We start from the raw sequence: 17,022 nt of genomic DNA on the forward strand, positions 1-17,022 counted from the left end.
AGAAAAATGCCCAGATGGAACTTATCGCAGACGGACTTGCAATACGGCTACTTGCAAGTGGGGAGCTTGGGATAAAGAATGTTCCGCCCAGGACTGTTCCAATGCCGCCTACAAAGCCAGCCATAAAGCGGAATGTTGTCCTGGTACTCCTGATACGGATGAGATTTGTTGGAAAAAAACTTATGCATGGGGGCCGAGAACAAGTGTTCCTGTAAATACTACAGTGACTTATAATGCGTATGATGTTCTAACTGCTGGCGCCGAAAGATGTACTTCCAATAAGGCCTTGACATATAAGTCTGTTTATCCAGATATTGTTAACTCTTCTGCTTCTTCTATGGTGCGTTGTCCTGGTAATGATAGTAGTAGTGTAAAAGGTCGAAGTTGTTCTGTAATGTATCTTGGTACCGGAGAACCACAGGATACATACTGTTTCTATAGTTTGGGTTCAGGGTATGAGTATGCCAGTGGTGTTGGTTTCAGGGGGTGTAAACTCATTGAGGAACGCAATGGGGATATTTGTGAATGTACGATTAACGCCTGGCCGGGACATAAATGTGTTCTTGATAAGGTGGAAAAAAACGGCTGGTAATTTCTCACGAGACCTCCTTGCTTTACTATGCAAAGAGGAAACGGCCTCCCCAAAAGGGGGGCCGTTCTCGTTTCAGGGGTGTTTATAGGGCAATAATACTGCGCAGGGGGAGCTGGCCGGAGTGTTTATTTTATTATTTTAAAACCCGGGCTTAAAAAAGCCCGGGTTTAATTGGTTGTTCTTATTTTTTAATCTTCTATATATAAAAGCAAATATCCGTTGGTAAAGTGTACGCCTATTTGCGTTTGAACGGAAAGGTTGCTTAAGGTGCGCCCGGTGCGGCCCAGTTCCAACCGGGCGTTTGCCAGCGGGTATTTAAGCCCTTTTAGGGTGACGTTTTGGCAAGGGGAAACGGGTATCAGGCTTACCCTGGTGCCGGGGCGGACGGTTTTTTGGGCGGGTTTAATAAGGGGGAAAATTTGCCAGCTGTCTGCCGCAAAGCAAATATCCATTTTGTCTAAGTAAGGATATGCGGAAAGGAAATTGCCTATGGAAAAATCCCACCTTCCGCCTGTTCCGCCCACAATGGTGACAGCGGTAAAGTGATTGTCTTGCAGGTAGTCTAAGGCTTTTTCCAAATCCGTGTTATCTTGGCGGGGAATATGCAGCAGTTTTTCTTTAGGCCAGCAGCTTGCGGGTTCCAGGGAATCAAAATCCCCTATAATTTTATCCGGCGTTACGCCCGCCTGCGCGGCTTTTTGCGCGCCGCCGTCCGCCGCCAAAATAAAATCTGCTTTTGCGGCTAATCTTTGTAATAATTCCGGGGACGGGCACTGCCCGTTACCTATAAGTAATGCGCTTAATTGTTTTTTCATTTTTTTGTTGCAAGCATATGATAAATAAAATTATCAGCCCAATGGCCAACCCAATGTAGAACGGGTCCAGCGTTTGGGCCGCGCCGCTTAGGCCCGCTTGCCAGTTATCCGTATTTCCGGCCAGCCAGCGTGGCAGAAAACGCCAAAGGGTCATACCGGCCGCGCTGGACAAAGAAGCCAAAACAAATTGGTTGTCCGATATTTTCCCGGGGAAAATATAGCCCATTAAAATAGGCGCCAGCAAACAGGCGGAAAAATAAGAGCCCAACGTCAGCCAAATCTCTTTAAAACTGCCATGGAATATCCCCGCCATAAAGACAGCCAGCCCGCCCACCACAAACAGCGCAACGCGGTTGGAGAACACCACGTTTTTAAACCGGGTTCTGAGTAAGTCAAAACTCAGCGTGTTGGACGCGATAAATAAGAAAGAATTTAATGTGGACAAAATAATCGCCAAAATCCCCGCCACAAAAAAGCCTTTTAACCCATTGGGCAATAATTGTATGGCGTAAAAAAAGTAGGCTTCTCCCGGCTGGGCTTGCGGCAAAACCGCCCTCGCGTATAAAGAACCCGCCGTAGTGCACAAATCAAAACAAAACCAAATACAGGTGGAAATGATGATTCCTTTTTTTACTACGGAGGGGGACTGGGCGGCAAAACAGCGTTGGTAAAAGCTGGGGTCAATTAAGGCGGAAAGGGCAATAAAGCCCCAAATAAGGGTGTTCATGATTCCATTCCCGCCCGTAATAGAAAAATGGCTTGCCGGCAAATTAGCCTTTAAAAATTCCATTCCGCCAAACGTATGTATGGAAAATAACACCACTAGCAGTACGGAAATGCACATTACAAAAAACTGTACTAGGTCTGAAAACACCACGCTTTTAAACCCGCCCCAAACAGAGTACAAACACGCAAACAGCGTTCCGTAAATCATTCCGCTCAATATGCTTATGCCAAACACCATATTTAAAAACATGCCCAAGCTAAGCGCGTACGCAATAGGGGTGATATAAAAAAACGTAAATACCGCCGCCACTTTGCTTGCCCGTGGGCCAAACATACTTCCCGCCAAATCAGGCAGGGTGAGGGAGTTGTATTTCGCGATTTTTCCCGCAATAAAAAATGCAAAAATCAGATAAGCTATGTACCAAAAAGCCCCTTGGGTTACAAAATTGTAAATGCCGTAATTAAACGTAATTTCGTTTACGCCAAAAATGCCGCCATACCACGTGGCAACCAAAGTGGCTACAAACAGGGGGAGCGTAAGCCGCCGGCCCATTAGCAAATAGTCCAGCGCTTTGTTTCCGCCTTTTTTTAACCGCAAATTCCCGTAGATGGCCACCCCGGCGGTAAGGGCCAAAATGGCAAAAAATACGGCCCAGTCCAAAGCGGAAAGATAGGTGAGGGTGGTCAGTTCGGGTAACATAAGGCTTTGCCTGACTAATAAAAAATGGGGTCCTTTCGGACCCCATTATTTTACCAAATATAATATGCCGGAATAAGCACCAGCATGGAAAGCACAATCAGTATGATTTCCAACTTACAGAACCACTTGACCCATTGGGGGTAAGAAATTCCGGCCAGGGCCAAGGCGCCCATGGTAACCGGAGCGGTGGGGATAATGGGGTTTCCCCAGCCTTCCCCAAACTGGTAGGCCAAAATAACCACTTGGCGCGATACGCCCACCAAATCCCCCAGTGGGATCATAATAGGCATAGTCAGCACCGCTTGGCCGGAGCCGGAAGCAATAAAGAAATTCAGCGCGGTTTGTATCAGGAACATCGCCTGCGGCGCCAGTACAGAAGGCAAAGAACCTATGCCTTTGGTCATGGCGTGCAGGAACGTATCCAAGATGTATCCGTTCGTGGCTACAATTACAATAGAGCGCGCCAACGCCATTAAAATACATACGCTTACCATGGACTGCGCGCCAGCGATAATGGCATCGGTCGCTTGGTTAATGTTTAATTTGCCAAAATAAGCCGAGGCAATGGTAACGCCCAGGAAAACGGCGGCAATTTCCGTCATATACCACTGGTATTTAATGATGCCGAAGAACAACACCCCCATACCCAGCGCAAAAGAGGCCAACACCAATTTGTGCGCGCGGGTTAGGCGGAAGGAGTCGTCCACCACCACGTCATTAATTACTTGTAATTCGGCGCGTTTTTCCAAATCCATTTTGTAGGTTAAGCTTTTGGTGGGGTTTTTGCGTACCCGTTCCCCGTAAATGGTAAAGAACGCCGCCACAACGGAAGTGAATAAAAACCATACCCCTAAGCGCAGCTCCCAGCCGGAATACATAGGCAGTTCGGCAATGGTTTGGGCGATACCCACCGTAAACGGGTTTACAAACGCGGAGGAAAACCCCGTAAACGCCCCGATAAACGGGATGGACATCCCCACCACGGTATCATATCCCAAAGAAATAGCTAGGGGGATAAAGATGGGGATAAAGATAAGCGTTTCCTCTTCCATCCCAAACAAAGCCCCGCACAGCGAGAACATAAACATACAGGAAGGAATAAAAAATTTCCTGTATTGGGGGTGGGTGGAAAAGAAATAACTGATTTTTTTAATGACCGTATTGATGGCGCCGGTACGGTCTATCACGGTAAACAAGGCGCCTACCACCAAAATAAAGGCAATGATTTCCGCGCATTGGGTAAACCCTTCCACCGGGGCTTTTAATACGCTTATACCTTGCGGGGCGGGGGCCACTTTATGGTAGGAACCGGCCTCCACGTATGTTTTACCGTCTACTTCCACGCGGGTGTATTGGCCGGTGGGTACAATCCAAGTTAATGCCGCCACAAGCAGCATAATGGCAAATACCAGGAAGTATGTGTTGCACAGCAGTTTTTTCATTTTTTTCTTTGTTTTCCTCTTTTTAGTACGGGTTAAGGTACTTCTTTTTCTATAAAAAATATCCCGCCGGCTCAAACAAGGGTTTCCCCAAAAAATTGCGGCGGGATATCAAAATTATTGCCACTTCATTAAATACGGCGGCACTAAGAATATAAAAGACAACACGTACATTAACAGCAAAAGCGGCAACATCCATTTTAGCCATTTGCCATACGCGATGCGCGCAAAACCGATGGCGGCAATGGTTACCGGGTCCGTAGGTATTACCATGTTCAGCCAGCTTCCGCCCAGTTGGAAAGCTAGTACCATCGTTTGGCGGGTAATGCCGATTAAGTCCGCCAGCGGCGCCAAAATGGGCATGGTCAGCACGGCTTTGCCGGATCCGGAGGGGATAAAAAAGTCTATCACCGTTTGCAGCATCATGGCGGCCCAGGAGGCGCACACCGGGTGCAAATGTTTAATGCCGGAAGACATCCAGTTTAGCATGGTGTCTAAGATATGTCCGTTATTGGCAATAATTACGATGGCTTGCGCGAAGCAAAGCAGTACGGCAATTTCCGCCATGCCGCGTACCCCGTCAAAGAACGCATCATTAAACTGGCTCATTTTCATGCGGCCCAAAATACCGCATAAGAAACCCACTCCCAGGAACAGGGCGGCAATTTCGGTAATATACCAGCCGGAAGCTTCCAAATGGAGCATTTGCATTAAATCAATGCCCCACATGCCTTTAATAAAAGAGCATATCTGCGGTTTTAATACGCCGATAATTAACCCCACCATGCCCAGCCCAAAAGCCAACAACACCCATTTTTGGCGGCGGGTAATGTGGGTTTCTTCTTTGTTTAGTTTCAGCTCTTTGCGTTTTTCTATGTCAAACTCATAAGTTAGGCTGGCCTGCGGGTTTTTGCGTATTTTGCGCGCGTAGAAAGAAAGCCAGGTAATTACCACGCAGGTGCAGATGGCCCAAATAATTAAGCGGTATCCCAAACCGGAATACAGCGGCACTTGGGCGATGCCCTGCGCGATGCCTACGGTAAACGGGTTGGTGAAAGCAGCGGCAAAACCTACTCCCGCGCCGATAAACGGAATGGCGGTCCCCAAGGCGGAGTCATACCCTAAAGAAAGCGCCAGCGGGATAAAAATAGGAATAAAAATTAAGGCTTCTTCGCACATGCCAAAGGTGGCGCCGCATAAAGAGAAAGTGATAATCCCAAGCGGGATGAAAAGAAAGCGCAAATTCGGCCGGCGCTGGAAAAACGCGCTGGCCGCCTGAATACCCGCCGCAATGGCGCCTGTTTTTTCTACTACCGAAAGCACCCCGCCTATAAACAGCAAAAACACGATGACTTCCGCCGTGTTGGAAAAACCTTGCACGGGGGCTTTTAATACGTCAAATAAACCTTGGGGGTTTGCGGGGACGGAATGGTATGTCCCGGCCACCACTATTTGGCGCCCGTCCACTTCCATTTTGTCATAGGCCCCGCTGGGAACTATCCACGTCATAACGGCTACCACGCCGACAATTGCCAAAATAATGGCAAAGGTATTCAGTTTGATTTTGGACAGAATTCTAGACATTTCTTTTCTGTGTTAACCTCAATTTTTATATATAAAATAACAATTAAATATTTTACAAAATAACCCTGTATAAACGCTTAAAAATTTTGCCTTTTTAAGGGCTTTTCTGCCGGGGTTGCGTTTATTTTATATACTTAAATATATGTTGTATATTGTGCCTACCCCCATTGGGAACCTGCAAGATATTACTTTGCGCGCTTTGGACGTGCTAAAAAATTGCGACGCCGTACTGTGTGAAGATACCCGCCGTACGCAGGTTTTGCTTTCCCATTTTTCTATTTCCAAACCGCTTTTTAGATACAATGAAAATGACGATTTTTCCATCCGCCGCTGCGTGGAGCATTTGCAGGCCGGGAAAAATTGCGCCTTAGTGTCTGACTGCGGCACCCCCTGTATTTCCGATCCGGGCTGGAAACTGGTTAAAGAAGCGTTGGCTGTGGGAGTAAAAGTAACTTCTCTTCCGGGCCCCAGCGCGGTGGCATGCGCGCTGGCGGGGGCCGGCATAACGGGCGGGGCCTTTACTTTTTTGGGCTTTTTGCCGCGCAAGCCGGGGCGTGCCGCCAAATTGATTTCCACCGCCTATGGCGTAGGCAACCCGGTGGTGATTTATGAGTCCCCTTACCGCGTGGTGAAAATGCTGGGCCTTATTGCCAAGACGCTGGGTCCGCAGACGCCCGTTATTTTGGCGCGGGAATTGAGCAAAGTGTATGAGGAATGGCTGAGGGGAACCTCCGCCGAGTTGGAAGAGAATTTAGCCAAAAAAAATAAAGTGCAGGGGGAATTTGTAATGATTATAGACCGCCCCCATAAGGAACAGCCCGATGACAACGCAGATTTTTAACGTACGGGAAATGACCAGCGATTTAATAACCCGGGCCGCCCGGGAGATTACCGCCGGGGCGGTGGCGGTGTTCCCAACGGACACCGTATACGGCATAGGCACCAATGCGTTTAATGAGAAATCCATTTCCCGTCTGTATGAAATTAAAAACCGCCCGCCCGTAAGCGCGTTGCAAATATTAACGGGTACGGTGCGGCAGGCCCAAGAAGTGGTACAATGGGAGGAACCTGCTAAAAAATTGGCCCAAGCTTTTTGGCCCGGGGCGTTAACCATTATTTTACCGCCCAGCCCCAAAGGGGAAGCGTTGCTGCGCGGGTTTGCGGCGTTGGGGCTGCGGGTTCCGGGCAATGAGTTTTTGGTGAGTTTGCTTTCCTGTATGGGGGCGCCTATGGCTTCCACCAGCGCTAATTTGCACGGCCAGCCCACGCTTACGCGGGAAGAGGATTTATTAAACACGTTTGACGGGAAAACAGATTTTATTTTTTTGGGGGGGACGCTGTCCCCCGTAGCTTCCAGCGTTATTACGTTGGCTGAAAAGAAACCCCGCCTGCTGCGCGAAGCGGCGGTGTCCCGGAGCGCTTTGGAAGAAGTACTTGGGGAAAAGATAGATTAGGGAGTATTATGAATACATTTGAAATGTTTGTTTCCTATTCTTTGTTGGTGGCCTCTACGCTGTCTTTATTTACGTATTGGATTACCAAAAAGTTTATTTTAAAGAAAATGAACCGCACCATTATGAAGGCGGAACATAACTATCAGCAGCAAATAGCCAGTATGCAGCAGCAGCTTTCCGGCAAAGTGGGCATATTGGAAGGCATGGTGGAAAAATTGCGTCTTTCCAACCAGGAACTAAGCCGCTTAAATGAAATACGCAGCAAATTTATGTCTATCGTGGCGCATGATTTGCGCCAGCCGCTCTCTTCCATTCAGGGGTTTACCTCGGTGCTGATGATGGATAACCCGCAAGGCGGGGGAAATAACGACCAAATTGCCCTGAACAATATTATTAAAGCCACGGACAATATGAACCTGCTGATGGCGGACCTGATGGATATTTCCATGATTGAGTCCGGCAAGTTTAAAATGGATTTTAAAAATTTTATTTTTAACGCGTTAATTGCCGATGTGGTTGCCTTGCAAACGGTCAATGCGCAGAAGAAAGGCATCTTTTTGGTAACCTATGATTATCCTACTGACATTTGTGTCTACGCGGACCGGTTCCGCATTTCCCAGGCCATTAACAACTTGTTGGGCAATTCCATAAAATTTGCCCCGCAGGGGGGGCGCGTGGAAGTGCGCTATTTTGTGTTGGGGGATAAACTGCGCTTTTGCGTCTCAGACAACGGGCCTGGTATTTCCCACGGGGAAAAGAGCAAAATCTTTCAAAAATTCCATCAAGCCGATAATGACCGCAACGTAAAAAAACAAGGCTGGGGGCTGGGGCTGTCCATCGCCCAGGAAATTATTAATGCCCATAACGGCATTATCGGGGTGGAAAGCGCCGGCTTGGGGCAGGGAGCCTTTTTTTGGTTTGAAGTACCGCTGTCTCCGGGCGGAAAAGTAGGGGGCAAGACTCCCTGTGAGGAAGCGCAAGCCAACGCTTAGTTGTTTTTACTGTTAAAATAAAACCGCCGTGTTTGCACACGGCGGTTTTTTAACAGCCTATACCCCGGATTCTGTCAGCCCTTGCGGGCCGGGATAGCCATTACTCTAAGCGGCCTACTTGGTCACGAACGCGGGCAGCGTGTGGACCGGCTTGGCCTTGCTCCGTGCGGGGTTTACCGTGCCGTTTGCGTTGCCGCAAACGCGGTGGGCTCTTACCCCACCTTTTCACCCTTACCCTTGCGGGCGGTTTGTTTTCTGTTGCACTTTCCGTCCAACGGGGTGATATGGCCCCGTCGTCCCGTCCTTTCGGGCGGCGCACTGCCTTGTGGAGTCCGGAAGTTCCTCCCCCTAAGCCTAAAACGGCCGGGAGCGGCTATCTGGGCTGTTGTAAATAGTTTCGGCTTTTTTTATAAAAAAGCAAGCGCTGTTTCTTAAGGTGAAAAGCGCGCAAGGGGCCGTTAAAAACCGTCAAACAAATCTAATTGTTGAGGCCCTTTTTTGGGTTTGGACGCTTTTTTCTGCCCCGTTTTTCCGGTTTTAGGCTGTGCCGTTTTGATTGCGGCGGACTGCCGGGCTGGCGCAGTCGGGGCGGAATTGATTTTGGTTTTTGGTGTATTTGTTGGCGCGGGCGGGCAGCCCACATCGCACTTAGCGTCCATGGCTTTGTTGGCCAAAGCGTCCGCTTCTTTATTTTGTTCGCGCGGGACATGTTGAATATGCACCGCTTTGAAATTTTCGGTAATTTGGCGGATTTGGTCAATCAGCTCTTTTAAATTTTGGTTCTTGATTTTATATTCTCCTAAGTATTGCTTCACTAAAAGTAAAGAGTCCGAGCGGATATCCAATTCCGTGGCGCCCAGCAGCAGGCAGGCTTGCGCCGCGCGTTTAAGGGCGGTAAATTCGGCATGATTATTGGTGCAATGCGCCAAAAAATGCCCTTCCTGGGCCAGTAATTTTCCTTCCGGATTTTTGATAACGTAGGCCGAAGCCCCCGGACCGGGGTTTCCGCGGCTTCCGCCGTCTATGTTTATCTTTACTTTCATATAGTTATTTTAGCAAATATCCCGTTTGTTCCGCGCGCCGCTGTGTAAAAAACAAGCCGGAGGGCTGGATATTTCGTATAATAAAAAAGTTATTTTATAAATGAAAGAGAGAAAAATAAATGTTTAAATTCAAAAAGAGAAAACTGCTTAAACTGCGGCTTAAATGGGGACTTTTGCCCGCGGTGATCGCCGCTATCATAGCGGGGATTGTGTGCGGGTTGTTCTTCCCGGATTGGCTGACCCGCTTTTTTATAACCATTAACGGTATTTTTGGCAACTTCTTAGGTTTTATTATTCCTTTGTTAATTATTGGTTTAGTGGCGCCCGGCATTGCCGAACTGGGCCGCAGCGCCGGCAAACTGTTGTTTATTACCACGGCGCTTGCGTATGGGTTTACGCTGTTTTCCGGTTTTTTCAGCTATGCGGTGGCGGACCTTACTTACCCCAGCTTAATTACGGCCGCGGACAGAATGACCTCTTTTGGGGAGGCGGTGGCGTTAAAAGCTTATTTTTCTATCCCCATGCCTCCTATGATGGACGTGATGGCCGCTTTGGTATTGGCTTTTACGCTGGGGCTGGGCATGGCTTCTATTCCCGGCACGCGTTTAAAAGGCGCTTTACAGGATTTTAGGGACATTATAGACCGGGTGATCGTATCCGTTATCATACCCGTACTGCCTTTGTATATTTTTGGCATTTTCTTAAACATGACGGTAGGCGGCCAAGTGGCCACGGTGCTGGGCGTGTTTGCCAAGATTATTGTGCTTATTTTTGGCATTACGGTGGTTATGTTGTTTTTGCAATTTTTATTGGCGGGTATTATCGCCGGGAAAAACCCTTTCTTTATGCTTAAAACCATGATGGTTTCTTATATGACGGCTTTGGGCACGCAGTCTTCCGCCGCCACGATACCGGTCAATTTAAAACAAGTGGAAAAGCTGGGGGTTAAAAAGGAAATCGCCGGTTTTGTGGTGCCGCTGTGCGCCACGATTCACTTGTCTGGCAGCACCATGAAAATCGTCGCTTGTTCCATGGCTATTTTCTTAATGACGGGCCAGCCTCTCCACTTTGCCCAATATGCGGGATTTATTTTTATGCTGGGCATTACCATGGTGGCCGCGCCCGGCGTGCCCGGCGGGGCCATTATGGCGGCGTTGGGTATTTTGCAGAGCATGCTGGGTTTTGGCGAGGCCGAACTGGGCCTGATGATTGCCTTGTATATTGCCATGGACTCTTTTGGCACGGCTTGCAATGTAACGGGGGACGGGGCCATAGCGGTGATTGTGGATAAACTCTATTCCCGCCGCCCGGTGCAGCCGGTTGCCTTGCCGGCGCAGGAGGAACCCTCCCAGCCCAGCAACCCGCAAGGGATACGCATAGGCTAATGTTTTTAAATAAACGGTAAAACCCCGGCTGTTGCGCAGCCGGGGTTTTATTTTTGGGGGTGGTGTTTATACTAAACCTTGGTCTATCATGGCGTCCGCCACTTTTTTAAAGCCAAAAATATTGGCCCCGGCCATGTAATCGCCGGGCATGCCGTATTGGGCGGCGGCTTCCAAACAGTTGGAGTGGATGCTGTTCATAATGCGGCGGAGGTATTGGTCCACCTCTTCGCGCGTCCAGTACACGCGCATGCTGTTTTGGGTCATCTCCAGCCCGGATACGGCCACCCCGCCCGCATTAGCCGCTTTTCCGGGAGAGTACAGCATTTTATTCTCTTTGATAATGTCTATTGCCTCTGGTGTGCAAGGCATGTTGGAACCTTCACACACGCCTTTGCAGCCGTTTAAAGCCAGGGTTTTGGCATCTTCGGCCTGCAGTTCGTTTTCGCAGGCCGTGGGGAAGGCCAAATCACAGGGGATGTCCCATGTCTTTTTGCCGGGGCGGAAATGCGCCGCTTTAAATTTTTGCCCGTATTCTTTTAAACTGCCGCGGCGCACAAATACCAAATCTTTTAAGAAAGCCAGTTTTTCTTCGTTTACGCCATCCGGGTCGTACACACTGCCGTCATAATCCATAAAGCCCACCACTTTGGCGCCCAGCTGGGTGAGTTTTTCCATGGCGTAAATGCCCACATTGCCCGTGCCGGAAATAATGCAGGTTTTTTTCTCTAAACTGTCGCCTTTGTTTTGCAGCATGTTCTGGGCAAAATAGGCCACGCCGTAACCGGTGGCCTCCGGGCGAAGCAAGCTGCCGCCCCAGTTGGGTTTTTTGCCGGTGAAAGCGCCGGTAAAGTCATTGGTTAATTTTTTATATTGGCCAAACATATAGCCTATTTCCCGGGCGCCGCAGCCCAGGTCCCCGGCGGGGATATCGGTATGGTAGCCGATGTGGTGGTACAGCTCGTTAATAAAAGAATGGCAAAAGCGCATTACTTCGCTGTCTGACTTGCCGCGGGTGTCAAAATCACTGCCGCCTTTGCCTCCTCCTAAGGGAAGCGTTGTTAAACTGTTTTTAAAAACCTGTTCAAAGCCTAAAAATTTTAGTACGTCTTGGTTTACCGTGCTGTGAAAGCGCATCCCGCCTTTATACGGACCCAGCGCACTGTTATACTGCACGCGAAAACCGCGGTTTACGTGGATTTCACCTTTGTCATCTTGCCAAGGCACGCGGAAAATAATAATGCGTTCCGGCTCGGTGATTCGTTCCAAAATGCGTTCTTTAATATATAGGGGGTGCTGCTGTAAAACGGGGGTAAGGCTGGAAACCACTTCTTTAACGGCTTGGTGAAAAACTTTTTGTGCCGGGTCTTTTTTAGCAACGTATTCCAAAAACTCGGCGGCATAGGTTTTGCTGTCCATAGTTCCCTCCTGTTTGGTGATACTTTTATTATAACACCATTTTACTTTTGTGCAAGCGGTTGCCGAGGGGGTGTTTTTTATGATATAACAAAAGTTAGAAAGGCTAAATATTGGGGGCGTTATGGCGCGTAAACTTTCGTCTAATATGGAAGATTATTTAGAGGCTATTTCTCTGGCGGCTGATGAAAACGGCCGCGCCCGCATTACCGATATACGCGATATGCTGGGCGTAAAAACCCCCAGCGTAACCGGAGCGGTAAACGCGCTTGCCAAAGAAGGGTATTTGACGCATGAGCCGTATCAGGGCGTGGAACTTACCGCCAAAGGCCGCCGCGCCGCTGAGGACGTAAAAAAACGCCACGCCATTTTAAGCCGGTTTTTAACGCAAGTTATCGGCGTAAGCCCCAAAACGGCCGATATTGACGCCTGCAAAATGGAACATACCGTAAGCCGTGAAACCTTGGAAAAACTGCACGATTATCTGCATAAACAAACCGGGAAGAAATAACATTTCCGGCACGTGTTTTCCTCTCTCAATATTTCGTATAATGAAAATATATCCTTAATCAACGGGAGTGTACTCTCATGGCAAAAAACAATAAAAATAAATATTCCCATACCGTGCTGCTGCCGCAGACTGAATTCCCTATGCGCGCGGGCCTGGCGCAGAAAGAACCTAAAATCTTAGAGTTTTGGCAAGAAATGAATCTTTATGAAGCCATGCTTAAAAAGAATGAAGCCGGCGAACATTTTATTCTGCACGACGGGCCGCCCTACGCCAACGGGAAAATCCACATCGGTCATGCAATGGACAAAACCATTAAGGATATTATTTTAAAAAGCCGCGCGATGACCGGGCACTATACGCCCTATGTCCCGGGGTGGGACTGCCATGGCCTGCCCATTGAACAAGCCTTATTAAAAGAGCTTAAACAAGACAAGAAACATATTACGGACGTGCCCTCTTTCCGTAAAAAGGCGCGTGAATTTGCTTCCAAATTTATTGATATCCAACGCCAAGATTTTAAACGCCTAGGCGTACAGGGGGATTGGGGCAACCCATACCTTACCATGGCCCCGCGCTATGAAGGCATTACCATCGGCGTGTTTTTGGATTTGATTGAAAAAGGGTATATCTATAAAGGCCAAAAAACCATTACCTGGTGTTCCCATTGCGAAACGGCCCTGGCGGACGCGGAAACCGAATATAAAGACGTGGAATCCACCTCTATTTATTTACGTTTTAAATTAGCCCATCCTACCGCTGAAGTTTTTGGCGATTTGGACTTTTCCAAACCCGTTTCTTTAGGTATTTGGACCACCACCCCGTGGACGATTCCCTCCAACATGGCGGCCGCCGTGTCCAATACGGAAGATTACGCCATTTTAAAAGACGCCCACACCGGGGAGTATTATGTGGTGGCTGAAAAGCTGGCCGAAGAATTTATTAAAAACACCGGGCTGGAAGCCGCTCAAGTAGGCAAAGTGCCCGGGGAAAAATTAGTGGGCCTTAAATATATTCACCCGCTTAACGGTAAAGAAAACCCCGTTATTTGGACGGACTTTGTAACCATGGACGCCGGGGTGGGTATTGTGCATATTGCCCCCGGCCACGGGGAGGACGACTTCCGCGCCGGAAAACAATGGGGGCTGGACGTATTCTGCCCGGTGGACGAAAAGGGCTGCTATACCAAAGAAGCGGGCGTGTTTGAGGGCATGCACGTTTTTGACGCCAACCCCTTAATGGTTAAAAAATTGGAAGAGCTGGGTTCTTTAATTAAAGAACAGAAAATCACCCACAGCTATCCGCACTGCTGGCGCTGCCACAACCCCATTATTTTCCGCGCTACGGAACAATGGTTTATGAGCATTGACAAAGACGGCCTGCGTGAAAAATTGCAAGCCGGCTTAAAGGACGTAAAATTTTACCCCGCCGGCGGGGAAGAACGCATGCGCGCCATGATTGGGCTTCGGCCGGATTGGTGTTTGTCCCGCCAGCGTTTCTGGGGTACTCCGGTAACCATTTTGTATTGTAAGAAATGCGGCAAAGCGCAAATCAACCATGAGCTGTTCTCTTTTATCAAAGAGCGCGCCATGAAAGAAGGGTCCGATTTTTGGTTTATTGACCCCGTGGAAAAGTTGGTCCCGCAGGGCTATAGCTGTGAATGCGGTTCTCACGAGTTTCGCAAAGAAACGGATATTTTGGACGTTTGGCTGGACTCCGGCGTTTCCTGGGCGGCCGTGTTAAAAGACCGCGGGTTGGATTTCCCGGCGGATGTGTATTCCGAAGGGTCTGACCAGCACCGCGGCTGGTTCCAAAGTTCTTATATTCCTTCTTTTACGCTGGAGGGAGTGCCTCCGTTTAAAACCATTGTCACGCACGGCATGGTGCTGGACCAGCAAGGCCGCCCCATGCACAAATCCTTGGGCAACAGCGTAGCGCCGGAAGACGTAATCAGCAAATTCGGCGCGGATATTTTACGCCTGTGGGTGGCTTTTGCGGACTATCAGGAAGACGTGCGCATTTCTGATGAAATTTTAGGCGGCCCGGTGGATACTTACCGCAAATTGCGCAACACAATCCGCTATGCGCTGGGCAATTTGTTTGATTATGAACCCGCCAAACACGCGGTGGCCGCGGCCGATTTGACGGAAATGGACCAATACATGCTGGGCCGGCTGGACGCGTTAATCCAAGAAGTGCATAAAGGGTATGACACCTTTAACTTTCGCCATGCCATGCGCAGCATAGCCAATTTCTGTATTTTGGATTTGTCTTCTTTTATGTTGGACGCTTCCAAAGACCGTTTATATACGCTGGGGGCTTCTTCACACTCCCGCCGCAGCGCGCAAACCACGCTGGCGGAAATTGTAAAAGCCTTGTTGCAGTTAATGGCGCCGGTGCTTTCTTTTACGGCGGAAGAAGCGTGGCAGGTGCTGCGCTCTATCCCGGCCGGGAAGGACTTGCCGGAAAGTATTTTCCTTTCCAATATGCCGCGTAATGCCTCTATGGTGCCGGATGTGAAACTGGAAGAAAAATGGAACAAAATCCGTGATATACGTGATTTGGTGCAAAAAGAACTGGAAGACGCCCGCCAAAAAGGCGTGATAGGGGCTTCGTTAGAAGCGAAGGTTATTTTTAAAACCGATAACCCGGACATGAAAGCGTTCTTGGAAGAAACCCAAAACCTGTGGCCGGAGATTGCCATTGTGTCCGCGGTGGAAGTAAAAGACGGCGCCGGTGAACTGAATATAGAAGCCGTACACGCCCCGGGAGAAAAATGCCCCCGTTGCTGGCAGTGGAAAGAAGATGTTGGCGCAAACCCCAAACACGCGGATTTGTGCGCCCGCTGCGCGGCTGTATTGGAAAAAGAAGGCTTAACCGTAGAGCAAGAGGAGACGGCTGGTGTCTAACGCTTGGGCCCGCTTAAAAACTTGGTTGGCGCGCAACAAAGCGGTATGGATGTGCGGCGCGCTGATTGTGGCGGCGGACCGGGCCAGTAAAAACTGGGCGTTAAGTTATTTGCAGGATAAAGATGTCAATTTTTTTGAGTATTTCCGCCTGCATTATGTGGAAAACACCGGCATGGCTTTTGGCTTAATGCAAAACGGCAATTTGCTTTTGATATGGATTATGCTGGCCGTTTTGGCTTATTTGGCGTACAGCTGGAAAGAAATTGCCTCCGCCGGGGCTTTAGCCAAATGGGGGGCATTGTTTATATTTGCCGGTGCGGTGGGCAATCTTTATGATAGAATAAAGTTAGGTTTTGTGGTAGATTTTTTGGATTTTCGGGTGTGGCCGGTATTTAATATAGCAGACTCTTTTATCACGGTTGGCGGGGTGTTTTTAGCGGTGTCTTTACTCTTTTTGCATCCCGGGGAGGAAAAATGAAAAAGTGTTTACTTCTTGCCATTTCATTACTCATGCTGGCAGCTTGTTCTTCTAAGGAGCAGCGTCTCTTTCAGCAGGCTCAGCTGGCTACGGATAAGGGGGACTTTCCCAAAGCTATCCGCTTATATACAACTCTTCTCAAACAAGATCCTGATAATATTGCCGCCCACACCAACCGGGGTATTTTATTGGAACGCCTTCCCGCCAAAACCAGCAAAGAACGCCGCAAAAACCAAGAAATGGCCCAGCAAGATTATGAGGCCGCCATTAAAGGGGCTCCCAATGTGCCCGAAGCATACAATAATTTAGGGGCGCTATTGTTAGATATGGGGCGTTATGCGGACGCGGTTTATTATTTGCAGCGCGCCACCAATATCCGGCCCAACTATTTTTTGGCTTGGATGAATTTAGGCGTTGCTTATTACCAACAGGGTAAAGTGGCGGAATCTTTAGGCAGCTTTGCCCGCGCTTATAATATCCGGCAGGACTATCCCAACCTGTTTTTAAACCGGGGATTGGCTTATTTCTCTATGGGAGATTATGAAGCCGCTTTAGATGATTATACGGAGCTGCTTCGTTTAAAAGGGCCTGACGCGCGCGCTTTGTTGGAACGCGGACGCGCTTTCATGAAACTTAAATATTATGCCAACGCCATGGAAGATTTCCAACAGGCGGTGGGGTTACAGCCTTCTTATGCCTTGGCTTACTATTATATGGCCGAGCTTCTATTCTTGCAAGGGGAAACGGATCAAGCGTTAGGCATGCTTTCCAGGACCAAAGAATTAGCCAGCCGCTATGTTCCCGCTTATGAGCTGATGGGGGATATGCTGGCGCTGGAAGACCCGCCCTCCGCCGTGGCCAACTATTTAGTGGCCCGCAAGCTGGACCCGGCCAATGCCGCCAAATACAATTATAAAATGAAAATGATGAGTACCGAAGCCGGACGTAAAAACGTGGTGGCGCGGCGCTTTTTAGCTGAATAAA

At 48.8% G+C, this 17,022-nt stretch carries 15 protein-coding genes and 1 other RNA gene; 9 read left to right on the forward strand and 7 right to left on the reverse strand.

The features are described from left to right. Positions 1-592 (forward strand): hypothetical protein (locus tag ACQY33_RS03405; RefSeq protein WP_428073951.1); only part of this gene is annotated, 592 nt, incomplete at its 5' end. A gap of 188 nt (positions 593-780) precedes the next feature. On the opposite strand, the gene ACQY33_RS03410 is transcribed toward ACQY33_RS03405, so the two are convergent. The 4 genes from ACQY33_RS03410 to ACQY33_RS03425 form a co-directional block, all read right to left on the reverse strand. Then, entirely contained in the window at positions 781-1,407 is a 627-nt protein-coding gene (locus tag ACQY33_RS03410) for a thiamine diphosphokinase (RefSeq protein ID WP_428073953.1), read from the reverse strand. Then, positions 1,373-2,833 carry a sodium:solute symporter family protein gene (locus tag ACQY33_RS03415; RefSeq protein ID WP_428073955.1) on the reverse strand — a complete coding sequence of 487 codons (1,461 nt, stop codon included), beginning with the start codon at positions 2,831-2,833 and terminating at the stop codon, positions 1,373-1,375. Before ACQY33_RS03415 ends, ACQY33_RS03410 begins: the two co-directional genes overlap by 35 nt. A gap of 50 nt (positions 2,834-2,883) precedes the next feature. Then, positions 2,884-4,275 (reverse strand): YfcC family protein, encoded by a 1,392-nt coding sequence (locus ACQY33_RS03420; protein ID WP_428073957.1) that lies wholly within the window; start codon positions 4,273-4,275, stop codon positions 2,884-2,886. 114 nt (positions 4,276-4,389) lie between these two features. Next, positions 4,390-5,856 (reverse strand): YfcC family protein, encoded by a 1,467-nt coding sequence (locus ACQY33_RS03425; protein ID WP_428073959.1) that lies wholly within the window; start codon positions 5,854-5,856, stop codon positions 4,390-4,392. Between the two features lie 142 nt (positions 5,857-5,998). On the opposite strand from ACQY33_RS03425, the gene rsmI reads away from it, so the two are divergent. From rsmI to ACQY33_RS03440, 3 genes are read left to right on the forward strand one after another with little or no spacing between them, the layout of a single operon-like run. Further along, positions 5,999-6,697 (forward strand): 16S rRNA (cytidine(1402)-2'-O)-methyltransferase, encoded by a 699-nt coding sequence (gene rsmI / locus ACQY33_RS03430; RefSeq protein WP_428073961.1) that lies wholly within the window; start codon positions 5,999-6,001, stop codon positions 6,695-6,697. Then, complete coding sequence (locus tag ACQY33_RS03435; protein ID WP_428073963.1) at positions 6,678-7,310, forward strand: L-threonylcarbamoyladenylate synthase; 633 nt, start codon at positions 6,678-6,680, stop codon at positions 7,308-7,310. Before rsmI ends, ACQY33_RS03435 begins: the two co-directional genes overlap by 20 nt. A gap of 8 nt (positions 7,311-7,318) precedes the next feature. Continuing rightward, entirely contained in the window at positions 7,319-8,302 is a 984-nt protein-coding gene (locus ACQY33_RS03440; protein WP_428073965.1) for a sensor histidine kinase, read from the forward strand. Between the two features lie 44 nt (positions 8,303-8,346). Here ACQY33_RS03440 and rnpB read toward each other — a convergent pair. Next, positions 8,347-8,692: RNase P RNA component class A (rnpB, locus tag ACQY33_RS03445), an RNA gene on the reverse strand. A 68-nt stretch (positions 8,693-8,760) separates the two neighbouring features. Then, positions 8,761-9,345: a ribonuclease HI family protein gene (locus ACQY33_RS03450; protein ID WP_428073967.1), complete on the reverse strand. Its 585-nt coding sequence runs from the start codon at positions 9,343-9,345 to the stop codon at positions 8,761-8,763. Between the two features lie 119 nt (positions 9,346-9,464). On the opposite strand from ACQY33_RS03450, the gene ACQY33_RS03455 reads away from it, so the two are divergent. Next, complete coding sequence (locus ACQY33_RS03455; RefSeq protein ID WP_428073969.1) at positions 9,465-10,730, forward strand: dicarboxylate/amino acid:cation symporter; 1,266 nt, start codon at positions 9,465-9,467, stop codon at positions 10,728-10,730. A 66-nt stretch (positions 10,731-10,796) separates the two neighbouring features. On the opposite strand, the gene gdhA is transcribed toward ACQY33_RS03455, so the two are convergent. After that, a complete protein-coding gene (gene gdhA, locus ACQY33_RS03460) occupies positions 10,797-12,146 on the reverse strand; it encodes an NADP-specific glutamate dehydrogenase (RefSeq protein WP_428073971.1) in 1,350 nt (449 codons plus the stop codon). A gap of 121 nt (positions 12,147-12,267) precedes the next feature. Between gdhA and ACQY33_RS03465 the strand changes: the two genes are divergently transcribed. The 4 genes from ACQY33_RS03465 to ACQY33_RS03480 all read left to right on the forward strand — a co-directional run bounded on the left by ACQY33_RS03465 (position 12,268) and on the right by ACQY33_RS03480 (position 17,021). Next, positions 12,268-12,654 carry a metal-dependent transcriptional regulator gene (locus tag ACQY33_RS03465; protein ID WP_428073973.1) on the forward strand — a complete coding sequence of 129 codons (387 nt, stop codon included), beginning with the start codon at positions 12,268-12,270 and terminating at the stop codon, positions 12,652-12,654. A gap of 77 nt (positions 12,655-12,731) precedes the next feature. Continuing rightward, positions 12,732-15,560: an isoleucine--tRNA ligase gene (gene ileS / locus ACQY33_RS03470; protein WP_428073975.1), complete on the forward strand. Its 2,829-nt coding sequence runs from the start codon at positions 12,732-12,734 to the stop codon at positions 15,558-15,560. Next, positions 15,553-16,038, forward strand: a complete 486-nt coding sequence (gene lspA, locus ACQY33_RS03475; protein ID WP_428073976.1) for a signal peptidase II — start codon at positions 15,553-15,555, stop codon at positions 16,036-16,038. Before ileS ends, lspA begins: the two co-directional genes overlap by 8 nt. Beyond that, positions 16,035-17,021 carry a tetratricopeptide repeat protein gene (locus ACQY33_RS03480; protein WP_428073978.1) on the forward strand — a complete coding sequence of 329 codons (987 nt, stop codon included), beginning with the start codon at positions 16,035-16,037 and terminating at the stop codon, positions 17,019-17,021. The genes lspA and ACQY33_RS03480 overlap by 4 nt, the downstream gene beginning before the upstream one ends. Position 17,022 lies beyond the last annotated feature (1 nt).

Source organism: Candidatus Avelusimicrobium aviculae (assembly GCF_949292495.1).
In the GTDB taxonomy this organism is placed as follows: Bacteria; Elusimicrobiota; Elusimicrobia; order Elusimicrobiales; family Elusimicrobiaceae; genus Avelusimicrobium; species Avelusimicrobium aviculae.